This is a genomic window from Streptomyces sp. NPDC015171, assembly GCF_043079545.1.
Lineage (GTDB): Bacteria > Actinomycetota > Actinomycetes > Streptomycetales > Streptomycetaceae > Streptomyces.
Window position 1 is genome coordinate 427547 of sequence record NZ_JBIBUO010000002.1, and the last position, 22577, is coordinate 450123.

The window sequence follows — 22577 nt, forward strand, 5'->3', positions numbered from 1 at the left end:
AAGTGGGCGCCGTTCACCTCCCGGCAGGCGCTCGCCTCCGGGCAGGCGTTCGCCTCGCGGCGCCGCTCACGCTCCCGCGTCCGTGAAGACGAACGAGAACTCCGCCGGTTCGGCCCGCAGATGGTATTGGGGCAGCGGCGCCGGGCCGCAGGACTGCGAGCCGATGCCGTGCTGGCCGTGGTCGAGGTGGACCCAGACCGTGTCGCCCGGCACCAGGTCGGTGCGGTGGGCCGCGGCGTCCAGCTGCTCGGTGGTCCAGCGGCGGGCGGTCAGGGAGAACGCGGGATCGCCCTCGATCCGCAGGCCGCCCAGCTCCGCCCAGCGGACGTCGATCCGGGCGCCGTTCTCCTGCGGGCGGACGTACGGCGTCTGCAGCTCGTCCACGGTGGACTGCCAGCGGCCGACCGCGGCGGCGGCCCTGGTGTCCGGGTACGCCTCGCCGGGACCGCCGCCGTACCAGCGCACCCGGTCGGCGGCGGACAGTCCGAAGCGGATGCCGAGGCGGGGCAGCGGGACCGTCCAGTCGCCCTCCGGGACCGTGGACACCGCCAGCCGGAGCCGGTCGCCGTCCGACGTCCAGCGGTACACCGCCGAAAGACCCAGCTCCCGGGCGGCCGGCGCCACCCGGGTCCGGACCGTCAGCGCGTCCGCGCCCGCCTCCACCGCGTCCAGCCGGTGCCGCATCCGGTGCAGTCCGAGCTTGCGCCACAGCAGCCCGTAGCGCAGGTCGCTCTGCCAGGCGGCGCCGTCGTCGTTGTCGGTGACGGCCCGCCACACGTCCAGGCGCAGCCCCGTGACGGGCACCCCGCCGATCGCCCGCAGCGCCCCGGTCCCGGCGTCGAACACACCCGGGCCCAGGGTGATCAGCCCGTCCGCGGACACCGGCCGGGCGGTCGCGGCGACGTACGGCGTCGCGCGCTCCGCCACCGGGATCTGGCCCCAGGCGACGACATGGTCCCGCGGCGCCCACGAGGCGGCGGCGGCGAGCACCGCGCGGACGGTCCAGTGCGCCTCGCCCGCCGGCGCCCCCGCCGGCACCTCGGGCAGCTTGACCTCGGCGGACTCACCGGGCGCGAGCGCCGGCACGGACAGGGTGCCGGACGCCACGGCCTCGCCCTGGACCTCGTACGACCACGCGAAGGCCAGCGCCGACAGGTCGGCGAAGTCGTACTTGTTGGTGACGCGGACCGTGCCGTGCGCGCCGTCGCCCGCGAGGGCGACCGGCTCGATCACCTTCTTGAACTCCACCAGGCCGGGGGAGGGCCGGCGGTCCGGGAACAGCAGGCCGTCGCAGACGAAGTTGCCGTCGTGCAGTTCCTCGCCGAAATCGCCGCCGTAGGCGTACCCCAGCCCGGGGTGGGCGATGCCGTGGTCGATCCACTCCCAGACGAAGCCGCCCTGGAGCCGTTCGTACGTCTCGAAGAGCCGCTGGTACTCGGCGAGGCCGCCGGGGCCGTTGCCCATGGCATGCGCGTACTCGCAGAGGATGAAGGGGAGGGCCCGGCGCCGCCGCGGCCCGCCGTCCAGGCCCCGGCCGATCCGCTCGACCTCGGCGTGGTCCGCGTACATCCGGGAGTAGACGTCCGTGTCCCGGCAGGTGTGGTCGCCCTCGTAGTGCAGCGCCCGGGAGGGGTCGCGGTCGCGGATCCACCGGGCCATCGCGGTCAGGCCCCGGCCGGTGCCCGCCTCGTTGCCCAGCGACCAGATGACCACCGACGGGTGGTTCTTGTCCCGCTCGACCATTCGGGCCGCCCGGTCGAGCAGGGCCGGGGTCCAGCGGTCGTCGTCGACGGGGTTGTCCCGCCAGCCCTGCTCGGTGAAGCCGTGCGTCTCCAGGTCGCACTCGTCGATCACCCACAGGCCGTACTCGTCGCACAGGTCGAGGAAGGCCGGGTGCGGCGGGTAGTGGGAGGTGCGGACCGCGTTGACGTTGTGCCGCTTCATCAGCAGCACGTCCTCGCGCATGGTCGCGAGGTCCAGGGCCCGGCCCCGCTCGGGGTGCCACTCGTGCCGGTTGACGCCCTTGAACAGCACGGCCCTGCCGTTGACCTTGATCAGGCCGTCCGCCCGCTCCACCGTGCGGAAGCCGATGCGCAGCGGCACCCGCTCGCCCTCGGTGGCCAGCACGCCGTCGTACAGCCGGGGCGTCTCCGCCGACCACGGCTGGACGGGGACGGTCACCGGCTCGCCGGTCGCGGTGTCGACGCCGAGGTCCGGGACGGTCACCCGGCCCGGCACCTCGGACTCCACGCACAGCGTGCCCTCGCCCGTGGTGTGGTCGTAGGAGGCGTGCACGAAGAAGTCGCCGGCGCCGCCCGCCGGGCGGTGCAGCAGGGTGACGTCCCGGAAGATGCCCGGCAGCCACCACTGGTCCTGGTCCTCCAGGTACGAACCCGCCGACCACTGGTGGACCCGCACGGCCAGGACGTTGCCCGCGGGCTTCAGCAGGGCGCCGACCGCGAACTCGTGCGGCAGCCGCGAGCCCTTGAACTCGCCGAGTTCGGCGCCGTTCAGCCAGACGCGGGCGCACGAGTCGACGCCGTCGAAGCGGAGCACGGCACCGCCGTCGGCCGGCCAGTCCGCGGGCAGGTCGAAGACGCGCAGGTGGTCGCCGGTCGGGTTCTCGGTCGGTACCCGGGGCGGATCGACCGGGAACGGGTAGAGGTGGTTGGTGTAGGCGGGGGAGCCGTGCCCCTGGAGCACCCAGTGCCCGGGGACGGTGACCTCGGCCCAGCCGGCGGCGTCGTACCCCTCGGCCGCGAAGGAGTCGTCCTCGGCGTCGGCCGTGTCCGACAGCCGGAAGCGCCAGCCGCCGCCGAGGGACAGGGACATGGCGTCCGAGGACGCGTACCGGGCGCGGGGTGGCAGCGCCCCGGAGCCCGGTGAGACGTCCTCGACGTACGCGGTGCTCGTGCGGATGGACATCGTTCTCCTTGGCTCAGCTCTTGATGAGTGGAAGAGGCGGCTTCCGCCCGGCCCTGGCCTCGCCGCCGCCGGTGCGGGCCGCGCGGACCTCGTCGACGATCCGGCCGCGGGAGTCAGGGGGCCCGGCGCCGGGTGCCGTCACCGGCCGCCGCGAGCCCCGAACGCCCCGCCGCCGGACACCCGTCGGCCCCCTTGAGGGTGCCCTGCGCCTCGTACGACCACGCCTGCCCTGCCCCGCCCGCACGCGTGCCGCCCGCGGCGCCCGAGGCACCGGCGGCCGGGCACCCGCCCGGCCGCGCGCCCGGCCGCGGGGCCGCCGGCGCACTGACGGCCAGCGCGGCCGTGGCGGTCAGCAGGAGGGTTCTCCTGGTGCGGGGCTCGGGCACGTGCATCCCTTCCGTCGTCATGAAGGCGGTGCGGTACGGCTCCTCGCGGTGCTGGTGCGTTGCGCGGTCCGCTGTCCGACGGACCGCAGCGCCCCCTCCAGCGCGAACGTGGCCGCGCCCAGGGACACCGGGTCGGTGGGGATCGGCGAGAGGACGATCTCGGTGGCGGCGAGCGGCCGGCGCAGCGCGTGCCCGGCGACCGCCCGGCGGACCTCCCCGAGCAGCGGCTCGCCCAGCCGGGCGGCCACCCAGCTGCTGAGGACGACCACTTCGGGGTTGAGGAGGTTGATCAGATCGGAGATGCCGGCGCCGAGGTAGCGGGCCGTGTCCTGGAGGACCTTGAGCGCGACCGGGTCGTCCTCGGCGGCCGCGCGGGCCAGCGCGTCGATGGTGGCCGTCTGGTCGTCAGGGTGCAACAGGGCCGAGTCCGGGCTGAGTTCGCGCAGATTCTGCATGATGCCGGGGGCGCCGACGTACGTCTCCACACAGCCGTGGTCGCCGCAGTGGCACAGCCGCCCGTCCAGCACCAGCGTGGTGTGCCCCCACTCGCCCGCGCTGTTGCTCACGCCCCGGTGCAGCCCCCCGCCGAGGGCGAGTCCGGCGCCGACGCCGGTGCCGAGGTTGACCACCACGGCGTCCTCGCGTCCCCGGGCCGCCCCGAACCACAGCTCGGCCACCGTGCAGGCGCGCAGCGGATTGTCCAGGTAGAGGGGGGCGTCGATGTGTTCGGCGAGCAGATCGAGCAGCGGCACATCGCGCCAGCCCAAGTTGGGCGCGTAGGCGGCCACCCCGGTGTCCCGGTCCACCTGGCCCGGCACGCTCACCCCGACGCCGAGCACCCGGGCCGCCTCGACACCGGCCTGGGCGACCACCGACGCGACCGCGGCGGCGACCCGGCCGGCCACCTCCTCGGGCCCGCTCTCACCGGGCCGCATGTCCTCGTCGGCCCGCGCCAGCACGTTCAGCGCCAGGTCGAACAGCTCGACCTGGACGTAGGTCTCCGCGATGTCCACGCCGATCAGCGCGCCCCCCGGCGCGTTGACCGCGACCAGCCCCCGGGGCCGGCCGCCCGCCGAGTCCTCGAACCCGACCTCGGTGATCATGCGCAGGTCCAGCAGCTCGCCGACGAGCGTGGCCACCGTGGCGAGGCTCAGGCCGGTGGCCGCCGCGAGTTCCTGACGGGAGGTGGGGGACTCGGCGATGATCTGACGCAGCACCTCGTAGCGGTTCGCGGTGCGGATGTCACGTGATGTGCGCTTCACGCGGCTGCCCCTCCCCCTTCCATTCTGACCAGTCGAGGCCGGGGCGGGAGCGGCACCGGCGCGACCACCACGCTAGAGGCCGGGAGGACTTTCGACAAGGGGTTAGGAAAGGGGGTGTAGGAAGGGGGCGGCGGAGGGCGAAGCGGGGGAGTCCGTCGCTCGGGCCCGCGTCAGCCGTCGAGGAGGTCCCGTACGAAGGCGTTGGCGAACGTACCGGCGGGATCAAGGGAGCGGGCGAGGGCCGCGAAGTCGGCGAGCCGCGGATACCGGGCGCGCAGCACTGCCGGCGGGACGCCGAAGACCTTCCCCCAGTGCGGGCGCGGGGCGAACGGATCCAGCACCTCCTCCAGCCGGCGCACCACCGGCAGCACCGCGGCCTCGTCCCGCACCCAGGTGAAGTGCAGCGCCACCGAGTCCCGTCCGTGCGCCGGGCTGAGCCACTGCGCGTCGGCGGCCACCGTCCGCACCTCGCAGGTCAGCAGCGCGCCGGCGACCGTCTCCCGGATGCCGTCGACCGCCCGCAGCGCGTCCGTCGCCGCGGCCCGCGGCAGCAGGTACTCGGACTGGATCTCCGCGCCGCTGCTGGGCGTGAACTCGGCCCGGAAGTGCGGCAGCCGCTCGTGCCACGGACCCGGCACCCCGAACTGCTGGGTGCAGTTGACCGCCGGCATCCCCGCCACCGGGTGCAGCGCCTCGGCGGCCGGCGCGGCCCAGGGGAAGTCCACGGGCGGCTGATCGGTGCGGCGCTTGACCCACACCTGCCGGAAGCCCGGCGCCCGCCAGTCGGTGAACAGGCTCACGCTGTACGCCGACGCCGCGACCGCGGCGAAGTCGAGCCCCGCGAGCGGGAGTTCGGTGAACACGTACTGCTCGACCGTGTACGACGGCTCCAGGTCCAGGGTGAGCGCGGTGACCACGCCCAGCGCGCCCAGCGAGGTCACGGCACCGTCGAAGCGGGGGTCCCCGCGGCCGATCGACACCGTCGAGCCGTCGGCCGTGAGCAGCTCCACCTCCCGTACGGCCGCCGCGAGCGGTCCGTTGCCCACGCCCGAGCCATGGGTGCCGGTCGCCACCGAGCCGGCCACCGAGATGTGCGGCAGCGAGGCCATGTTGGGCAGCGCGAGACCGCGCGCGTCGACCGCACGGGCCAGCTCCGCGTACCGGACACCGCCCGCGACCCGGACCGTACGGGCCGCGGTGTCCACGTCGAGCACCGGCGGCAGACCGGCGATCGACAGCAGCACGCCGTCGCCGCCGGGGTCGCTGATCCGGTTGAAGGAGTGGCCGCTGCCCAGCACCCGCACCCGCGCGCCGCCCGCGACCAGAGCCCGCAGCGCGTCGAGCGAGGCCGGGCGGTGGAATCCCTTGACCGTGCAGGTGACGGTGCCCGCCCAGTTGGTGACCCGCGCCGCTTCCGCCATGCCCGCTCCTCCCGGAGTGCCTGCCCCCGACCCTCTCACGCACGGTCCCCCACCGTAGAGAGCGGTTGCCGCGCGGCGTACGGGAGTGCGTCGGGCGGGGACCCGGCACAGGCGGCCCGACGGCGGGGGCATACGGTGAGAGGCGCACGCCTGAGCCGGGAGGAGACAGACGGATGGGCAGTCGTACCGCGCTGGTCGAGGATCTGATGGAGCGGTTCCCGCATGTCCCGCGGGAGGCCGTTTTCAAGGAGGACCTGCTCCGGGGCGGTGTCGCCTTCGACCCGTCCGCCCTCAGCGACAACGAGAGCGGCGAGGTCAAGCCGAAGTCCTACTTCATCTTCTCCTTCGACCACGGCACCCTGCCCGAGCTGGGCGAGGCCGCCCTGCGCCGGCCCCCGGAGGAGATCATCCTCACGGGCGGCCCGTACGACCTGCGGCGTACGGTCGTCTCCGTACGGGTGAACCCCGCCTCGCCCTACCGGGTCGCCGCCGGCGAGGACGGACTGCTCGGGCTGTACCTGGACGGCAAGCGCATCGCCGACGTCGGCGTGCCGCCGATGCCCGAGTACTACCGGCACACCCTGTCCAACGGGAAGTCCGTCATGGAGGTGGCCCCCACCATCCAGTGGGGCTATCTGATCTACCTGACCGTCTTCCGGGTCTGCCAGTACTTCGGCGCCAAGGAGGAGTGCCAGTACTGCGACATCAACCACAACTGGCGCCAGCACAAGGCCGCCGGACGGCCGTACACCGGGGTGAAGGACGTCGAGGAGGTCCTGGAAGCCCTGGAGATCATCGACCGGTACGACACCCAGAAGGCGTCCACCGCCTACACCCTCACCGGCGGTGCCATCACCAAGACGGTCGCCGGCCGCGACGAGGCCGACTTCTACGGCCAGTACGCCAAGGCCATCGAGGAGCGCTTCCCGGGCCGCTGGATCGGCAAGGTCGTCGCACAGGCGCTGCCCAAGGACGACGTGCAGCGGTTCAAGGACTACGGGGTGCAGATCTACCACCCCAACTTCGAGGTGTGGGACCGCCGGCTGTTCGAGCTGTACTGCCCCGGCAAGGAACGCTACGTCGGCCGCGACGAGTGGCACCGCCGGATCCTGGACTCCGCCGAGGTGTTCGGCGCGCGCAATGTGATCCCGAACTTCGTGGCCGGCGTGGAGATGGCCGAGCCGTTCGGCTTCACCACCGTCGACGAGGCCATCGCCTCCACCACCGAGGGCCTGCGCTTCTTCATGTCGCACGGCATCACGCCCCGCTTCACCACCTGGTGCCCGGAGCCCACCACCCCGCTCGGCAAGGCCAACCCGCAGGGCGCCCCGCTGGAGTACCACATCCGGCTGCTGGAGGCCTACCGGGCCACCATGGACGACTTCGGACTGTCCTCCCCGCCCGGCTACGGCGAGCCCGGACCCGGCCGCGCCGTGTTCTCGGTCAGCTCCTTCATGGACAGCCTGCCCGCCGTCGAACCGGCGGCCGAACCGGCCGGGGGCCCGTCGGCGGAGGCGTCGGCGCCGGCGTGATCCCGGCGTGATCCCGGGCTGGCGCTGAGCCGGACGGAGTCCGCGTGCGTACCAGAGGCGGGAGTCGTGGGCGCCTCGCGGACACGCCCACGCCGTCACCGACGGTGACCGGTTGTGAGCAGTCCGCTTGTCAGCCGTGTCGGCTACGTGAAAGGCTCTGGGCCTGCCGCGAGGTTTCCCGCAACTCCCCCCTTTCCCTTGGTGAGTTGACCTCGCACGTGGATGCAGGAGTCCCATGCCCGACCTGCCGACCCCTCAGGACGACACCGAGGCCGCGCTGTTCTCGGAGTGCTGGGACGCGGTGCTCTCGTACGCGGACCTGTGCACCTCCGGGTCCCTGACGGCCCAGCAACTGGCCACCGAGGGCTTCGCCCTCGGTATGCGCGAGGTCCGTGCCGCCGCGCGCACCCATGTGCGCGGCGCCGGCCGCCGCGCCGGCCGGCTGCCGGTGATCCCGGTGCTGCTCACCGCCGTACGCGACACCGCCGCCGCCTGGGAGGCCGCCGGGCAGGGGCACCGGCTCGACCCCGACCTGCGGCTGTGGCTCAACTCCGAGGCCGCCGCCCGCTTCTCGGGCCCGCCGTTGCGGCGGCCGGTGGCGCTGCGCGGCCTGCGGGACATGCAGGAGGCGGACGCGGCCCTGCTGTGGCTGGCCGAGGTGGAGGCACTTCCGCTGTCCACCGCGGCCCGCGGCCTCGGCCTCGACCCGGCCACCGCCGCCGCCGAGCTGGACCAGGTCCGCACCCTGTTCCGGGACCGCTGCCACCGCGCCCACCTCGATTCCCCGCTGGACGCGGAGTGCCGCAGCTACGCCCGGCTGCTCGACGCGGTCACCCGCTCGCCCGCCGCCGAGGCCCCCGGCGACCTCTCCCGGCACCTCGCCACCTGTGTGACCTGCGCCGAGGCCGCCGCCTGCCTGCGGCTGCACGGCGGAGGACCGCCCGCCGCGCTGGCCGGCGGCGTGATCGGCTGGGGCGGCCTCGCCTACCTGGAGCGCCGCCGCCGCGCCGCCGAGGTCCGCCTCGGCGCCGGCCGCCCCGACCCCGGCCCCGCCGACCCCGCCGAGGGCACGGGCCGCAGCCGCGTGCTGCGCGGCGGGCTGCTCGCCGCTGCGGTCCTGCTGTCGGCGCTGGCGCTCGGGGTGTCGATGATGCCCTTCGGCGGCTCGGGCGCGGACACCGCCGTCGCCCAGGACGACCGGCTGCCGGTCGCCGGCCCGGGCGCCTCCCGCGCCGCCGCCCGCCCCTCCGCCCGCCCCTCCGCGACCGACTCGCCCACCGCCCCGCCCTCCGCGACCGCCACCGTCCGGACACCCCGCCGGGAGAAGCCCGACCCCGAACCCGAACCCCGGGGCACCGCCTCCGCCGCCGACCGCGCCGCCCCCGCGGCCACGAGCGCCCCTCCCACCCCGCGGGCCGCCGGCTGCCGGGTCGCCTACGGACTGGACAGCCAGTGGACCGACGGCTTCCAGGCCACCGTCACCGTCACCACCGACCGGGCCCTCGCCGGCTGGCAGGTGTCCTGGACCTTCGCCGACGGCCAGCGGGTCGGCCAGATGTGGGACGCCACCGCCCGCCAGGACGGCTCCCGCGTCCTCGCCACCGCCGCCGAGTACGACAGGACGCTCGCCGCGCACGGCACCCTCTCCTTCGGCTTCGTGGGCACCTGGGCGCGGGCGAACCGGACGCCACGCGACTTCACGCTCAACGGGGAGCCCTGCACGGCCGGTTGAGGGCCGGGGGAGGGGCGGTCCCGGCCGGGCGGAAAACGTTTTGACACACGTCCCCGCCCCCGGGCTACAGTTGCCCCGCACGCCGAGGTGGTGTGCGCAGGCGCGAGCGAGGACGAGGAGGTGTCGACGATGACAGTCACTGTGCCGGGCACTGCCCTCATCCAGGAACTCCTCAAGTCCACCTCCGTGGCCACCGGCTGAACCCACCGCGCATCCACGCGCCCGCCCGGGGCCGCCCTTGTGAAGGGTCTCCCTTGACTTCCACCTCCGCTCCGTCCACCACCCTCGCCTCCTACGGCTGGGACCAGGGCTGGGCCGACGCGTTCGCCCCCCACCTGGCCGACGGGCTGCTGCCCGGCCGGGTCGTCCGGGTCGACCGCGGCCAGTGCGACGTCGTCACCGCGGACGGCACCGTCCGCGCCGACACCGCCTTCGTCACCCCGCACGACCCGATGCGGGTGGTGTGCACCGGCGACTGGGTCGCCGTCGACCCCGGCGGCAACCCCCGCTATGTCCGCGCGTATCTGCCGCGCCGCACCGCCTTCGTCCGCTCCACCTCCTCCAAGCGGTCCGAGGCGCAGATCCTCGCCGCCAACGTCGACCACGCCGTCGTCGCCGTGTCCCTCGCCGTGGAACTCGACCTCGGCCGCGTCGAGCGCTTCCTCGCCCTCGCGTGGGAGTCCGGCGCCCAGCCCGTCGTCGTCCTCACCAAGGCCGACCTCGTGCCCGACCCCGTCACCCTGGCCCATCTGGTGCAGGACGTGGAGACGAGCGCGCCCGGCGTGCCCGTCCTCACCGTCAGCGCCCTGCACGGCGAGGGGCTCGACGAACTGGTCGAGCTCGTCGGCTCCGGGACGAGCGTGCTGCTCGGCCAGTCCGGCGCCGGCAAGTCCACCCTGGCCAACGCGCTCGTCGGCGCGGACGTCATGGACGTGCGGGCGGCCCGGGACATCGACGGCAAGGGCCGGCACACCACGACCACCCGCAACCTGCTCGCGCTGCCCTCCGGGGGTGTCCTCATCGACACCCCCGGGCTGCGGGGCGTCGGCCTCTTCGACGCCGAGGACGGGGTCGGCCAGGTCTTCTCCGAGATCGAGGAGCTGGCCGAGCGGTGCCGGTTCCACGACTGCGCACACGAGACCGAGCCGGGCTGCGCGGTGCGCTCCGCCGTCGACTCCGGGGAACTGCCGACCCGGCGGCTGGAGAGCTACCACAAGCTCATGCGGGAGAACCAGTGGATCGTGGCCAAGAGCGACGCCCGCCTCCGCGCCGACATCAGGGACGACTGGCGGCGCAAGCAGGCCGCGGGCCGAGCCGCGGGCGAGGCGAAGCGGAGCGGCCGGCTGTAGAAACCCTGAGGCCCGGTGCCCGCGGTCCCCGGCCGTGCGTGCCGGGAACCGCACCCCGGCACCGGCACGCCCCGGGGGAGTCCCCCTCCTGAGCCCCGCCCGCTCACTACCGGGCGCCGGCCCAGCCGGGGGGACCCCCTACCGGGCCCGCGCGCCCTCCGGGCAGGTTCCCTGGCCAGGGGGTGGCCGCTCCGCGCCGAGGGGGCGGCCGTGTCGGCGGTGGCCCTCCCTACGCCGGGCTCGCGCGTCCTCCGCGCCGGGCCGCCGGTCGCGGGTTCGCGGCCGGTCCGGCGTCGGCCGCCCCGCTGGGCGTCGGCCACCTCGCCGAGGGCCGGCTATTCACTGCCCGGCGCCGGGCGCTCCGCGCCCAGAGGGCGGCCCCGCCGGGGTGGCCCTCCACGCCGGGCCTTCGCCCCCGCCGAGGGGGCCGCGTTGAAGGGCGGCCCCCCCGCGCCCGGGCTCCCCCGCCGGACGGCGCCGCTGGTTCCGGGGGCGGCCACCCCATGCCGCCGTCGCTGGGCCCCGGCCGCCCCGTGTCGGGGCGGTGGGGAACGTCATGTCCGATTTCCGCTGGCCCGTACCCCTCCGGGCGTCCCACACTGGGGGGTGTGAAGGACGAAGACAGCAGGTACGAGGCGGTGCGCAGCCGGGACGGGCGGTTCGACGGCGTGTTCTTCTTCGCCGTCGAGACCACCGGGATCTACTGCCGGCCCAGCTGCCCGGCCGTCACGCCGAGACGGCACAACGTGCGCTTCTTCGCGACGGCCGCCGCCGCACAGGGCTCCGGCTTCCGGGCCTGCCGGCGCTGCCGGCCGGACGCCGTGCCGGGCTCGGCGGAGTGGAACGTCCGCGCGGACGTCGTGGGCCGGGCCATGCGCCTGATCTCCGACGGCGTCGTGGACCGCGAAGGCGTCGCCGGGCTCGCCGCGCGGCTCGGCTACAGCGCCCGCCAGGTACAGCGGCAGCTCACCGCCGAGCTGGGCGCCGGACCCGTGGCCCTGGCCCGGGCCCAGCGGGCGCACACCGCCCGCGTGCTGCTGCGGACCACCGGACTGCCGGTCACCGAGATCGCGTTCGCGTCCGGATTCGCCAGCGTGCGGCAGTTCAACGACACGATCCGGGAGGTGTACGCCGCGACACCGACCGAGGTGCGGGCCGCCGCCCCCCGCGACAGGACCGGGCGCCGGGCGGCGCCCGCCACGGGCATCCCGCTCCGGCTCGCCCACCGCGGCCCCTACCAGTCCACCGCCGTCTTCGACCAGCTCGCACGGGAGGCCGTGCCCGGCGTCGAAGAGGTCACCGGCACCGCCGGCACCCGCACCTACCGGCGCACCCTGCGCCTGCCGTACGGCACCGCCCTCGCCGCCGTCCAGGAGCGCACCCGCGCCCAGCGGACCGGCACCCACCCCGGCGGCTGGCTCGACGCCCGGCTGCACCTCACCGACCCCAGGGACCTCACCACCGCCGTACAGCGGCTGCGCCGGCTCTTCGACCTCGACGCCGACCCGTACGCCGTCGACGAGCGGCTCGGCGCCGACCCCCGGCTCGCCCCGCTGGTCGCCGCCCGCCCCGGGCTGCGCTCGCCCGGCGCCGTGGACCCGCTGGAGCCCGCCGTACACGCCCTGGTCGGACGGGAGGGGGCCGAGCGTCTCGTGCACCGGTACGGCAAGCTGCTCGACGCGCCCCAGGGCAGCCTCACCCATCTCTTCCCGGAGGCCGCCGTCCTCGCCGAGGCCGAGCCCGGCGGCGCGCTGGGCGCGCTGGCCGCCGCCCTCGCCGACGGCACGGTGCGGCTGGACGCCGGCGCCGACCGGCACGACGCCGAGCAGGCCCTGCGCGCGCTGCCCGGCATGGACCCGGCCACCGTCGCCACCGTCCGCGTGCGCGCCCTCGGCGATCCGGACGTCGCCCCGCCCGGCGCCGGCCTCCCCGACACCTGGCGGCCCTGGCGGTCGTACGCGGTCCAGCATCTGCGCGTGGCAGGAGAGCTGACCTGATGAGCACCGATCCGATGAGGACCCAGCCGATGAGCACCGATCCGATGAACAGCGCGTTGATGAGCGGCGAGCCGACGGACACCGGTTTGCTGGGCGGCGGTCCGACGGGCACCGTCTACTGCACCCACCTGGACACCCCGGTCGGGCAGCTGCTGCTCACAGCGGACCCGGACGGCGCGCTCACCTCGCTGTCCGTGCCCGGGCAGAAGGGCGGGCGGACCGTCCTGGACGGCTGGCGGCACGACCCCGGGCCGTTCCGTGCCGCCGCCGACCAGCTCGCCGCCTACTTCGCCGGCGAACTCAAGGAGTTCCAGCTTCCGTTGCGTCCCTCCGGCACCGACTTCCGGCAGCGGGTGTGGGCCGCGCTGGACGCGGTGCCGTACGGCGCCACCGCCACGTACGGTGAGATCGCCGCCCGGATCGGCGCGTCCCGCACGGCCGTTCGGGCCGTCGGCGGGGCGATCGGCGCCAACCCGCTGCTGATCGTGCGGCCTTGCCATCGGGTGATCGGCGCCAACGGCTCGATGACCGGATACGCCGGGGGGATCGAGCGGAAGATCCGGCTGCTCACGCTGGAGGGCGTGCTCCCCTGAGGAGCCCCCGTACGCCCCGGCCCACGGCCCGTTGCGCCGAGCGGGTGGACCCGCGCCGACGTTCCGCCGGCGCGGCCCCCGTGTGTGGCACGGTCGCCTCCGACAAGGCACAGGGAAGGGCGGCACACTTGGGCAACAAGGTCGTACGGGTCCTCGGGGTCCTCCTGCCGGCACTGGTGCCCGGCCTGACCGCGCCCGCCGTCGCCGAACCGGCGCCGCTGCCCTGGGCCGGCAGCTGGGAGACCGCTCCCTCCGGCACCGCCGCCGCGCTGCCCGGCGCAGCCGTCCGCAACGTCGTCCACCTCAGCGTCGGCGGTGTCGCCGTCCGCGTCCGGCTCAGCAACCGGCTCGGCACCAGGCCCCTGCACCTCGGCGCGGTCACCGTCGCGCTGCGCCGCGCGGACGGCCCCGACGCCGCAGCCGGCACCCTGCGCACCGCCACCTTCCACGGCGCCCGGGAGGTGACCGTCCCGCCGGGCGCCGACACGGTCACCGACCCGGTGCCGCTGCCCGTACCGGCCGCCGCCGATCTGCTCGTCACCGTCTACACCCCGGACGACTCCGGTCCCGCCACCCACCACCGCACCGCCCTGCAGACCAGCTACGTGGCCCCGGCCGGCGCCGGCCGGGCCGCCGACGAGGACGGCGCCGCGTACACGGCGGCCATGAGCCGCTGGTACTACGTCACCGGGGTCGACGTCCGCGGGATCACCGCCGGCAGCGTCGTCGCGTTCGGGGACTCGCTCACCGACGGCAACGGCTCCACCCCCGACACCAACCGCCGCTGGCCCGACCGGCTCGCCGAGCGGCTGCGCGGACTCCGCCTCGGCGTCCTCAACGCCGGCATCTCCGGCAACCGCCTGCTGCGCGACGGCACCGGTCCGAGCGCCCTGGCCCGCCTGGACGCCGACGCGCTGGACCGGGCCGGGGTCCGGGCCCTGGTCGTCCTCGAAGGCATCAACGACATCAAGGGCTCCCCGGAGGCGAGCGACGCCGCCGCGTACGCGGACGCCTACCGCACCCTGGTGGCCCGCGCCCACGCCCGCGGCATCCGGGTCATCGGCGTCACGCTCACCCCGTACCGCGGCTACTCCGCCTGGACCGCGGCCCGCGAGACGGTACGGCAGCGGGTGAACTCCCTCATCAGGACGGGCAAAATCTTCGACGCGGTCGCCGACGCGGACGCCGTGGTCCGGGACCCGGCCGACCCCGTCCGCATCCTGCCCGCCTACGACCCCGGGGACCATCTGCACTTCAACGACGCCGGCATGGCCGCCGTCGCCGACACCGTCCACCGGGTCCTGGTCCGGCCGGCGGGTGCCCGGCCGCCCGGCCGTCCCCGGCCCACCGTGCCGGACGGCCCCACGGCACCGCACCCGGCCGCGCCCCCGCGATCAGCAGGCAGGTGAACAGCCCGGCCGGCACGCGGGAGCCGCCGGCCCGCAGCGCCGCCGTCCGCGGTGCGGCCGGTGCCTCGCCGTGCCCGCCGGCCCGCAGCGCCGTCCGCGGTGGCCGACGTCTCGCCGTGCCCGCCGGCCCGCGGCCGCTCTTCCGGGCAGACCGGCCGGCTCGGAAGGGTCAGCGGGCAGGCGGTCGGGGATCCTCCCGGGTCACCCAGCCCCGCTCCCAGGCGTGCCAGCCCAGTTGCAGCCGGGTGCTCACCCCGGCCAGCTCCATCAGCCGCCGCACCCGGCGCTGCACGGTCCTGAGACCCACGTCGAGCTGTTTGGCCACGCTGGCGTCGGTCAGCCCGGCCAGCAGCAGCGAGAGCACCTCCAGATCGGTGGCGTCCGGGCCCTCCGGCCGCTCCTCGGTCACGCCGGCGGCGCCGAGCCGCAGCGGCAGCGCCTCCCGCCACACCGACTCGAACAGCCCGGCCAGCAGCTCCAGCAGCCCGCTGGAATGCACCACCAGCGCGGCGGGCTCCGCCGTCCGCGAGGTCAGCGGCACCATCGCGAGCGAGCGGTCGGCCACCACCAGCTTCGTCGGCACCCGGTCCACCACCCGGACCCGCTCGTCCCGGCCGAGCGCCGCCGTCAGCTCGGTCAGGCCGTGCGGCAGGTCGAGCACCGAGCGCTCCACCACCACCCGGTAGCGCACCCCGCGGCCGGCCGCCTGCTCCTCGGCGTCGTTCTCCATGCCGGACACGACCACCGGGGTGCCGGTCACCAGCGCGCACACCTCCTCGACGGCGCCCAGCTGGAGCTGGAGGAAGCGCTGGGCGACCGCGGAGGCGCCGGTCACCACCTCCACCAGGTCGTGCACCGCCGGTTCGGCCGCCGCCGCCCGGTACTCCTCGGCGAGCAGCGCCGCCGCGAGCTCCGCCTTCTCCAACTCGTGCCGCTGCTGGGTGAGCAGCGCGCCGAGCGCGACCCCGGGCGGGGCGGCCACCCAGCGGCCGGGACGCGCCGGGGACTGGGCCGCGAGACCGTGCCGCTCCAGCCGGCGCAGCGCCCGCTCGGTGTCCTGCTCGGCCAGCGCAAGGCGCCGGGCCAGATCGGCCACGTCGGCCGCGCCCACGGACACCAGCGCCCGGTACGCCGCCTCGTGCGTCTCGTCCAGCCCTATCGCTGCCAGCATCGCCCTGGGTCCCTCCTTGCCGACAAGCCGACGGAAGCGGGACGGCCTGGCGGAAACCGGCCACGGCACAAACCCGCCGCCGAACATCATCGCCGTAGCGGTGGCGACTCTGCCAAGGTGGCAGTGCCGAGGGACGTGCGGCTCTGTGCACGATCCACAGTCGCGTCCCGGGCAAGGAAGCCATGATCCGGCCATTTTGATTCGGTGCCGCCCGTCGCGCCCCGGTCACCCAGGCCGTCGCCGGGCGGTCCTCCCGTGGGGGGTGGGGCCGCCCGGCGGCCATCAACCCTTTCTCGTACGGCTGTTCAGGGGATCACCCGACACGCCGTTCGCCGGGTCCGGTGCGCCCGATTTTCCCGATGCCCCGTTTTCATTTGGCCCGTGCGGTGGACAATCAGGGGCATGAGCCAGCAGGGGGGAAGCCCCGCCCGTCATGAGGACGACTGGTGGGGGCAGTTGTACGACGACTCCACCGAGGACACGGGTCCCACGGCGGCGCCCGATTCCCTGGACGACCGCTTCGCCTCGGCACGGAACACGGTGGCGGGACGGCCGGCGGGCACGGGGGCTCCGGCCCCGCCTGAGCCCCCGCCGCCCGCGCGACCGACGCCGCGGAATCCCGCGGTGCCAGCACAGCGGGCCACACCGGCCCCGCCCGCCCGGCCCCCGGCACCCCCGCAGCCTCCGCTGCCCCCGCCGCCCCCGGAACCTCCGTCACCCGCCGCACCCCCCGGCGTCACCGAGCACACGGTCGCCCCCTCCACCCCCTCCACCCCCGCCTCCGTTCCCGCCCCCACCCCCGCCACCGTCGACTACGTGGGCTCCGGACCTCCCACCTACGACCCCGAGCCCACCGCGCTCCCGCCCGCCGATCCGGACGCCCTGGGCGAGCTGGTCGCGGACACCGTGCTGGACGGCGCCCGGTACGGGGCGTGCACCCTGCGGGCGGCGTCGCTGCGCGGGGACTCGGCCCGCTACCGGGGCGAGCCGCGCAGGGACGCGCTGCTCACCGCCCGGTTCGGCGCGGGGGACCAGGCACTGGTCCTGGTGGCGATGGCGACCGGCGCCCGGTCGTCGCCGAGCGCGCATCTGGCGGCGGCCGAGGCGTGCCGGTGGATCGCGCGGGCCGTGGGCCGCAGCCATCAGCGGCTCGTGGAGGACCTCCGGGCGGCCCGGCGCGGCGATCTGAAGTCGGGTCTGCACCGGCTCACCGACCGCAGCGTCGGCAGGCTCCGGGCGAGCGCCGCCGAACAGGGCGCCGACCCCGAGCAGTACACGGCGGACCTGCGCTGTCTGCTGCTGCCCGGCGACCGGGACTGCCGTACGCGCGTCTTCTTCGGAGTCGGCGACGGCGGGCTGTTCCGGCTGCGGGACGGCGCCTGGCAGGACATCGAGCCGCGCGTGTCGCCCGGCACCGCCGCCGGCGGTCCCGGCACCGGGTTCGGTTCACCGCCGGAGCGGACGGCCGACGGCGACCGGCTGACGATGGACCTCGGCATCCCGGCCCCGCCGAGCCCCTACGAGCCCTCCCCCGGGGGAGGTGCCTGCGTCGACCCGTCCCGCGAGCCGTTCCGGTTCCGCGCCTCGGTAGCCCGGCCGGGTGATGCGCTGGTGATGTGCACGGCGGGCCTCGCCGAACCGCTGCGCGGCGAGCCCGCCCTCTGCGCCTACCTGGCCCGCCGCTGGTCCGGCCGTACCCCGCCCGGCCTCGCCGCCTTCCTCGCCGACGCCCAGGTACGGGTCAAGGGCTATGCCGACGACCGTACGGCGGCAGGCGTGTGGGAGGCGTAACCGCGGCCCCTGTGGATTGATGGAACGGGACGGGAGTGTTCCGGGACAGCGAAGGGGCAGCCGAGAGCCATGGCCAAACAGAACGTCGCCGAGCAGTTCGTCGACATCCTTGTCCGCGCCGGCGTACGCCGGCTCTACGGCGTCGTGGGCGACAGCCTCAACCCGGTCGTGGACGCCGTGCGCCGCAACTCCGCCATCGACTGGGTCCATGTGCGCCACGAGGAGACCGCCGCCTTCGCGGCCGGCGCCGAGGCCCAGATCACCGGCAAGCTCGCCGCCTGCGCCGGCTCCTGCGGCCCGGGCAACCTGCATCTGATCAACGGCCTGTACGACGCCCACCGCTCGATGGCCCCGGTGCTCGCGCTCGCCTCGCAGATCCCGTCGAGCGAGATCGGCCTCGGCTACTTCCAGGAGACCCACCCGGACCGGCTGTTCCAGGAGTGCAGCCACTACAGCGAGCTGATCTCCAGCCCGAAGCAGATGCCCCGGCTGCTCCAGACCGCCATCCAGCACGCGGTCGGCCAGAGCGGGGTGAGCGTGGTGTCCCTGCCGGGCGACATCGCCGCCGAACCGGCGCCGGAGAAGGCCGCGCAGAGCGCGCTGGTCACCTCCCGGCCCACCGTGCGGCCGGGCGACGACGAGATCGACCGGCTCGTCGAGATGATCGACCGGGCCGGCAAGGTCACCCTCTTCTGCGGCAGCGGCACGGCCGGCGCCCACGCCGAGGTGATGCGGTTCGCCGGCCTGGTCAAATCCCCCGTGGGGCACGCCCTGCGCGGCAAGGAGTGGATCCAGTACGACAACCCGTACGACGTCGGTATGAGCGGACTGCTCGGCTACGGCGCCGCCTACGAGGCCACCCACGAGTGCGATCTGCTGATCCTGCTCGGCACCGACTTCCCGTACAACGCGTTCCTGCCGGACGATGTGCAGATCGCGCAGATCGACGTACGGCCCGAGGTGCTCGGCCGCCGCTCCCGGCTCGACCTCGCGGTGTGGGGCGACGTCCGCGAGACGCTGCGCTGTGTGATCCCGCGGGTGCGGGAGAAGACCGACCGGCGCTTCCTCGACAAGATGCTGAAGAAGCACGCCGACGCGCTGGAGGGCGTGGTCAAGGCGTACACCCGCAAGGTCGAGAAGCACGTGCCGATCCATCCGGAGTACGTGGCCTCCGTGCTGGACGAGATCGCCGCGGACGACGCCGTGTTCACCGTCGACACCGGCATGTGCAATGTGTGGGCCGCGCGCTACATCTCGCCCAACGGCCGCCGGCGGGTCATCGGTTCCTTCTCGCACGGCTCGATGGCGAACGCGCTGCCGATGGCGATCGGCGCCCAGTTCACCGACCGCGGCCGGCAGGTGGTGTCGATGTCCGGCGACGGCGGCTTCACCATGCTGATGGGCGACTTCCTGACGCTCGTCCAGTACGACCTGCCGGTCAAGGTGGTGCTGTTCAACAACTCCTCCCTCGGCATGGTCGAGCTGGAGATGCTGGTCGCCGGTCTGCCCTCGTACGGCACCGCCAACACCAACCCCGACTTCGCCGCCGTCGCCCGCGCCTGCGGTGCCTACGGGGTGCGGGTGGAGAAGCCCAAGCAGCTCGCCGGGGCGCTCAAGGACGCCTTCAAGCACAAGGGTCCCGCCCTGGTGGACATCGTCACCGACCCCAACGCCCTGTCCATCCCGCCGAAGATCAGCGCCGAGATGGTCACCGGGTTCGCCCTGTCCGCCTCCAAGATCGTGCTGGACGGCGGGGTCGGCCGGATGCTCCAGATGGCCCGTTCCAACCTGCGCAACGTACCGCGCCCCTAGAGGCCGGTGGGGGAGCGCATTTCGGCCAGTTTCACGGGACGTGACGGCCCGCCGCCCACCGGTGCCGGTGGGCGGCGGGCCGCCGTCGAGGGGCGTCCGTGGCGTCCAGCGGCGCACGGGAGTCCATGGCACGGACGTGGCGCTGTCCGGCAGCCGGCCCGGCCGGGGTGCGGATATGGCCGAACCGCCGGTCATCGGGCATGCGCCAGGACTGCCCTGGAGCCCGCTGGGCAAGCATCCCCCCGTGAACGTGTTCGACCAGGAGGGGCAGGGACCGGCGGCGTGCGGGCGGGGGTCATGAAGAGGCAGGCACGAGGGGGCGGTCCCATGACCGCAGGGGCCTCCTCGGCGACAACGGGGGCAGAGACCGACACCATCACCGAACACGTGCGGCGGATCCGGCGCAGGCTGGGCCGGGCGGACCTCAGGGCGGTACCGGAGGCCCGCCGGGAACTGCGCGAACTGCTGCGGCACTGGGGCAAGCCGGGCCGCTCGGAGATCGCCGAACTCCTGACCAGCGAACTCGTCACCAACGCGCTCGTACACACCGACGACGACGCGGTCCTCACCGCCGTCGTGGAACCCGGGGGACTGCGGGTGGAGGTACGGGACTTCGTGGCCCGCAGACCCGAGCCGCAGGTCCCGGAGGCGGCGGAGGACACCCACGGCCGGGGCCTGATGCTGGTGCAGTCCCTCGCCGATTCCTGGGGGGTGCGGCCGCACGGGGTGGGCAAGTCGGTGTGGTTCGAACTCGGCGCCGAGGCGGCGTGACGCGGGCGCGGGACAGCGGACGACAGCCGGCGCACGGCGGCCGAGGACATGCGGTACGGCGACGGGGCGGGGGCGTGACCCGTGTGGTCACGCCCCCGCCCCGTGGTGTCCGGTCGCCGGCTCCGCCGCCGGGTCGCCGGAGCCTCAGCCGAACTGCTGCTCCAGGTCCTTGAGCTTGCGCTCCAGGGAGTCGAGGCGCGGCAGGGCCATGGTGTCGTCCTCGGCGGTGAGGTCGACGGTCACCGGTTCAGCTCCGCTGGGGACGCGCTGGAGGGAGGGCCGAGAGCGGACGGGCAGCTGTTCCGCGGGGGATATGGCAGGCTCCGCGGTCGCCTGGGCGGAGCCGCGCTCGACCGCCTGCACCTCGACCTGGCGGGTGGCGCCACGGCCGGCGAAACCGCGGGCGCCCCGGCTGATCGCCTTCAGCTGGGCCCGCTCCACGCGCTGCTGGTCGCGCCGGCGCTGCCGGGTCTCGTCCTTCTGCCGCTTGTCCTCGCGGACCTCCTCGACCGCCTCGTCCAGGCTGCGCACACCCTCCAGGAGCATCAGCGACCAGGCGCGGTAGGTCTCGCGGGGGGCCCGCACCCAGCGCACGATCCGGATCTGCGGCAGCGGACGCGGCACCAGGCCCTGCTCGCGCAGCGCGGCCCGGCGGGTCTGCTTCAGCGCCCGGTCGAAGAGTACGGCGGCCGACAGCGACATACCGGAGAAGAACTGCGGGGCTCCGGCGTGCCCCACGCCGCGCGGCGCGTGCACCCAGTTGAACCAGGCGGCGGCCGCCGCGAACAGCCAGACCAGTATCCGCGAGCCGAGGGCCGCGTCACCGTGGCTGGCCTCGCGCACCGCGAGGACGGAGCAGAACATCGCAGCGCCGTCCAGGCCGAACGGCACCAGGTACTGCCAGCCGTCGGTCAGCCCCAGGTTCTGCTCGCCGAAGCCGACGAGGCCGTGGAAGGACAGGGCCGCCGCCACCGCCGCACAGCAGAACAGGAGCACATAGGACGCCGTGCCGTAGACGGCCTCCTTGCGCCTGCGGCGCTCTTCGCTGCGCTCCCACGAGTCCTCCGCACTCGCGCTCTCCCCGGAGGAGCGCTTCCCGCGCGCGAGCACCGCCACCGCCGCCAGCACGCCCAGGAGCAGCACGGCGCCCGGAAGCAGCCAGTTCAGCGATATGTCGGTCAATCTCATCAGGGGTCCCTTGCATTGGGATAGGGCGTAACGCCCGCCATAGTGGCCCACTCCCGATGGCCCTCAGGGGGTTTCGGGGCAAGAGGCCGCCAAGGAGGTGCAAGGGGATGCCCAGGGCGGCGTTCTGCTCGAACTGCCGCTTGAGGGGCGGGAGTTGAGTTCGAATAAGACTACCCGTACGGGTGGTTCCACGGAAAGTTCCCACGACGGGTGAGGAAGTTGTGAACCGCCCGCGCGCTGATCCTAGTGGACCCGGAGCCGTGCTCCGGCCCTGACGGACCCTCAAGCGGCGGCGGCCGGGACGGGTTTGGCGTCCTGCCCGCTCGCGCAGGTGCGCGGGCACGTGGCGCAGATGTCCTCCGGGCGAACGGTGTAGAACATGCAGCAGCTCACCCGGTCCCGGGTGCGCTGCGGCGTGCCGTCCTGACCCGTCCGCGTCCGGAATCCGGCGGATCCGGTGTACGGCCGGGTGGACCCCGGCAGCAGCAGCTCCAGCTCGCGCGCGGCCCGCGCCGCCTCGTGCTCGCCGAGCAGCTGGGCGATGTACCACAGCCCCTCCACGATCTCGTCGGTCGCCATGCCCCACAGCGCGCGCCCGCGCCGCCGCATCCGCGGCCCGAAGGCGGCGAGCACCGGCTCCAGGTGCTCGGCCACGGCCGCCCGCACCTCGGCGCGCAGCGCCTCCTCGTCCGCGACGACGACGGCGCCGGGCAGCGCGGCGGCGGGGTCGCCGGGCAGGCAGGCGACGGAGACGGGGCGGCGTACGGCGATCCGGCCGGCCGGCCGGTCGTACGAGACGTGCGTCACGGGCAGCCGGGGCACCCGGCGGTGCAGGAACCACGGGACGGTGATCAGCAGGCAGGCGGGCCAGGCGTAGCGGTGCAGGCCGAAGCTCGCGACGACGTCCGGGCGGGCCGGGCGGCCGTAGTCCCGCACCACTTGCGCCTCGTCCCAGGCCAGGAAGGCGTCCAGGGCCGCGCCGCCCGCCGCGAGCCCTTCGGCGCCCGTCCAGTCCCCGCCCGTGGGCGCCGGGTCGTCCGGGCCCAGCTCGGTCACGGTCAGACCGGGGAAGGCCGCGCCGAGGCGGTCGTACGCGGCGGTGAGCGGCGAGGCCGCAGCGGGCATGACGAACCACCGATCCCTGAACGCGTCCGTGTCACGGACCTGGTCACAAAGGTAAGCCTTACCTTACCCCCCTGGTCGGAGTTTGAACTACCGCCCGGTACGCCTAAGGTGCT

At 74.8% G+C, this 22577-nt stretch carries 16 protein-coding genes; 9 read left to right on the plus strand and 7 right to left on the minus strand.

Going from position 1 to position 22577, the window contains the following annotated elements; genetic code table 11:
* Positions 1 to 66 precede the first annotated feature (66 nt).
* The 4 genes from ACF073_RS06440 to ACF073_RS06455 all read right to left on the minus strand — a co-directional run bounded on the left by ACF073_RS06440 (position 67) and on the right by ACF073_RS06455 (position 5994).
* Positions 67 to 2925 (minus strand): glycoside hydrolase family 2 TIM barrel-domain containing protein, encoded by a 2859-nt coding sequence (locus ACF073_RS06440; protein ID WP_392067216.1) that lies wholly within the window; start codon positions 2923 to 2925, stop codon positions 67 to 69.
* 113 nt (positions 2926 to 3038) lie between these two features.
* Complete coding sequence (locus tag ACF073_RS06445; protein ID WP_392067217.1) at positions 3039 to 3332, minus strand: hypothetical protein; 294 nt, start codon at positions 3330 to 3332, stop codon at positions 3039 to 3041.
* Positions 3329 to 4573: an ROK family transcriptional regulator gene (locus ACF073_RS06450; RefSeq protein ID WP_392067218.1), complete on the minus strand. Its 1245-nt coding sequence runs from the start codon at positions 4571 to 4573 to the stop codon at positions 3329 to 3331. The genes ACF073_RS06445 and ACF073_RS06450 overlap by 4 nt, the downstream gene beginning before the upstream one ends.
* Positions 4574 to 4743: 170 nt before the next feature.
* Positions 4744 to 5994 carry an FAD-binding protein gene (locus ACF073_RS06455; protein ID WP_392067219.1) on the minus strand — a complete coding sequence of 417 codons (1251 nt, stop codon included), beginning with the start codon at positions 5992 to 5994 and terminating at the stop codon, positions 4744 to 4746.
* A 173-nt stretch (positions 5995 to 6167) separates the two neighbouring features.
* On the opposite strand from ACF073_RS06455, the gene ACF073_RS06460 reads away from it, so the two are divergent.
* From ACF073_RS06460 to ACF073_RS06485, 6 genes are all read left to right on the plus strand, one after another.
* On the plus strand, positions 6168 to 7526 hold the full coding sequence (locus ACF073_RS06460; RefSeq protein ID WP_392067220.1) for a radical SAM protein: 1359 nt from the start codon (positions 6168 to 6170) through the stop codon (positions 7524 to 7526).
* A 235-nt stretch (positions 7527 to 7761) separates the two neighbouring features.
* On the plus strand, positions 7762 to 9258 hold the full coding sequence (locus tag ACF073_RS06465) for a cellulose binding domain-containing protein (protein WP_392067221.1): 1497 nt from the start codon (positions 7762 to 7764) through the stop codon (positions 9256 to 9258).
* A 254-nt stretch (positions 9259 to 9512) separates the two neighbouring features.
* A complete protein-coding gene (rsgA, locus tag ACF073_RS06470) occupies positions 9513 to 10607 on the plus strand; it encodes a ribosome small subunit-dependent GTPase A (protein WP_392067222.1) in 1095 nt (364 codons plus the stop codon).
* Between the two features lie 608 nt (positions 10608 to 11215).
* Positions 11216 to 12604, plus strand: a complete 1389-nt coding sequence (locus tag ACF073_RS06475) for a bifunctional transcriptional activator/DNA repair enzyme AdaA (protein ID WP_392067223.1) — start codon at positions 11216 to 11218, stop codon at positions 12602 to 12604.
* A gap of 59 nt (positions 12605 to 12663) precedes the next feature.
* Entirely contained in the window at positions 12664 to 13197 is a 534-nt protein-coding gene (locus ACF073_RS06480) for a methylated-DNA--[protein]-cysteine S-methyltransferase (protein ID WP_392067708.1), read from the plus strand.
* Positions 13198 to 13325: 128 nt separating this feature from the next.
* Positions 13326 to 14606 carry an SGNH/GDSL hydrolase family protein gene (locus tag ACF073_RS06485; protein ID WP_392067224.1) on the plus strand — a complete coding sequence of 427 codons (1281 nt, stop codon included), beginning with the start codon at positions 13326 to 13328 and terminating at the stop codon, positions 14604 to 14606.
* A 169-nt stretch (positions 14607 to 14775) separates the two neighbouring features.
* Here ACF073_RS06485 and ACF073_RS06490 read toward each other — a convergent pair whose 3' ends face one another.
* On the minus strand, positions 14776 to 15777 hold the full coding sequence (locus ACF073_RS06490) for a helix-turn-helix domain-containing protein (RefSeq protein ID WP_392067225.1): 1002 nt from the start codon (positions 15775 to 15777) through the stop codon (positions 14776 to 14778).
* Between the two features lie 402 nt (positions 15778 to 16179).
* Here ACF073_RS06490 and ACF073_RS06495 point away from each other — a divergent pair, with 402 nt between their 5' ends.
* From ACF073_RS06495 to ACF073_RS06505, 3 genes are all read left to right on the plus strand, one after another.
* Positions 16180 to 17568 carry a protein phosphatase 2C domain-containing protein gene (locus tag ACF073_RS06495; RefSeq protein ID WP_392067226.1) on the plus strand — a complete coding sequence of 463 codons (1389 nt, stop codon included), beginning with the start codon at positions 16180 to 16182 and terminating at the stop codon, positions 17566 to 17568.
* A gap of 69 nt (positions 17569 to 17637) precedes the next feature.
* The gene (locus ACF073_RS06500) at positions 17638 to 19380 is read left to right on the plus strand and encodes a pyruvate dehydrogenase (RefSeq protein WP_392067227.1); all 1743 of its coding nucleotides are present in this window, start codon (positions 17638 to 17640) and stop codon (positions 19378 to 19380) included.
* A gap of 327 nt (positions 19381 to 19707) precedes the next feature.
* The gene (locus tag ACF073_RS06505) at positions 19708 to 20151 is read left to right on the plus strand and encodes an ATP-binding protein (protein ID WP_392067228.1); all 444 of its coding nucleotides are present in this window, start codon (positions 19708 to 19710) and stop codon (positions 20149 to 20151) included.
* A gap of 144 nt (positions 20152 to 20295) precedes the next feature.
* Here the strand turns inward: ACF073_RS06505 and ACF073_RS06510 are convergent, their stop codons facing one another.
* Together ACF073_RS06510 and ACF073_RS06515 are read right to left on the minus strand one after the other, a co-directional pair.
* Positions 20296 to 21339: a DUF2637 domain-containing protein gene (locus tag ACF073_RS06510; protein ID WP_392067229.1), complete on the minus strand. Its 1044-nt coding sequence runs from the start codon at positions 21337 to 21339 to the stop codon at positions 20296 to 20298.
* Between the two features lie 282 nt (positions 21340 to 21621).
* Positions 21622 to 22464 carry a (2Fe-2S)-binding protein gene (locus ACF073_RS06515; protein ID WP_392067230.1) on the minus strand — a complete coding sequence of 281 codons (843 nt, stop codon included), beginning with the start codon at positions 22462 to 22464 and terminating at the stop codon, positions 21622 to 21624.
* Positions 22465 to 22577 lie beyond the last annotated feature (113 nt).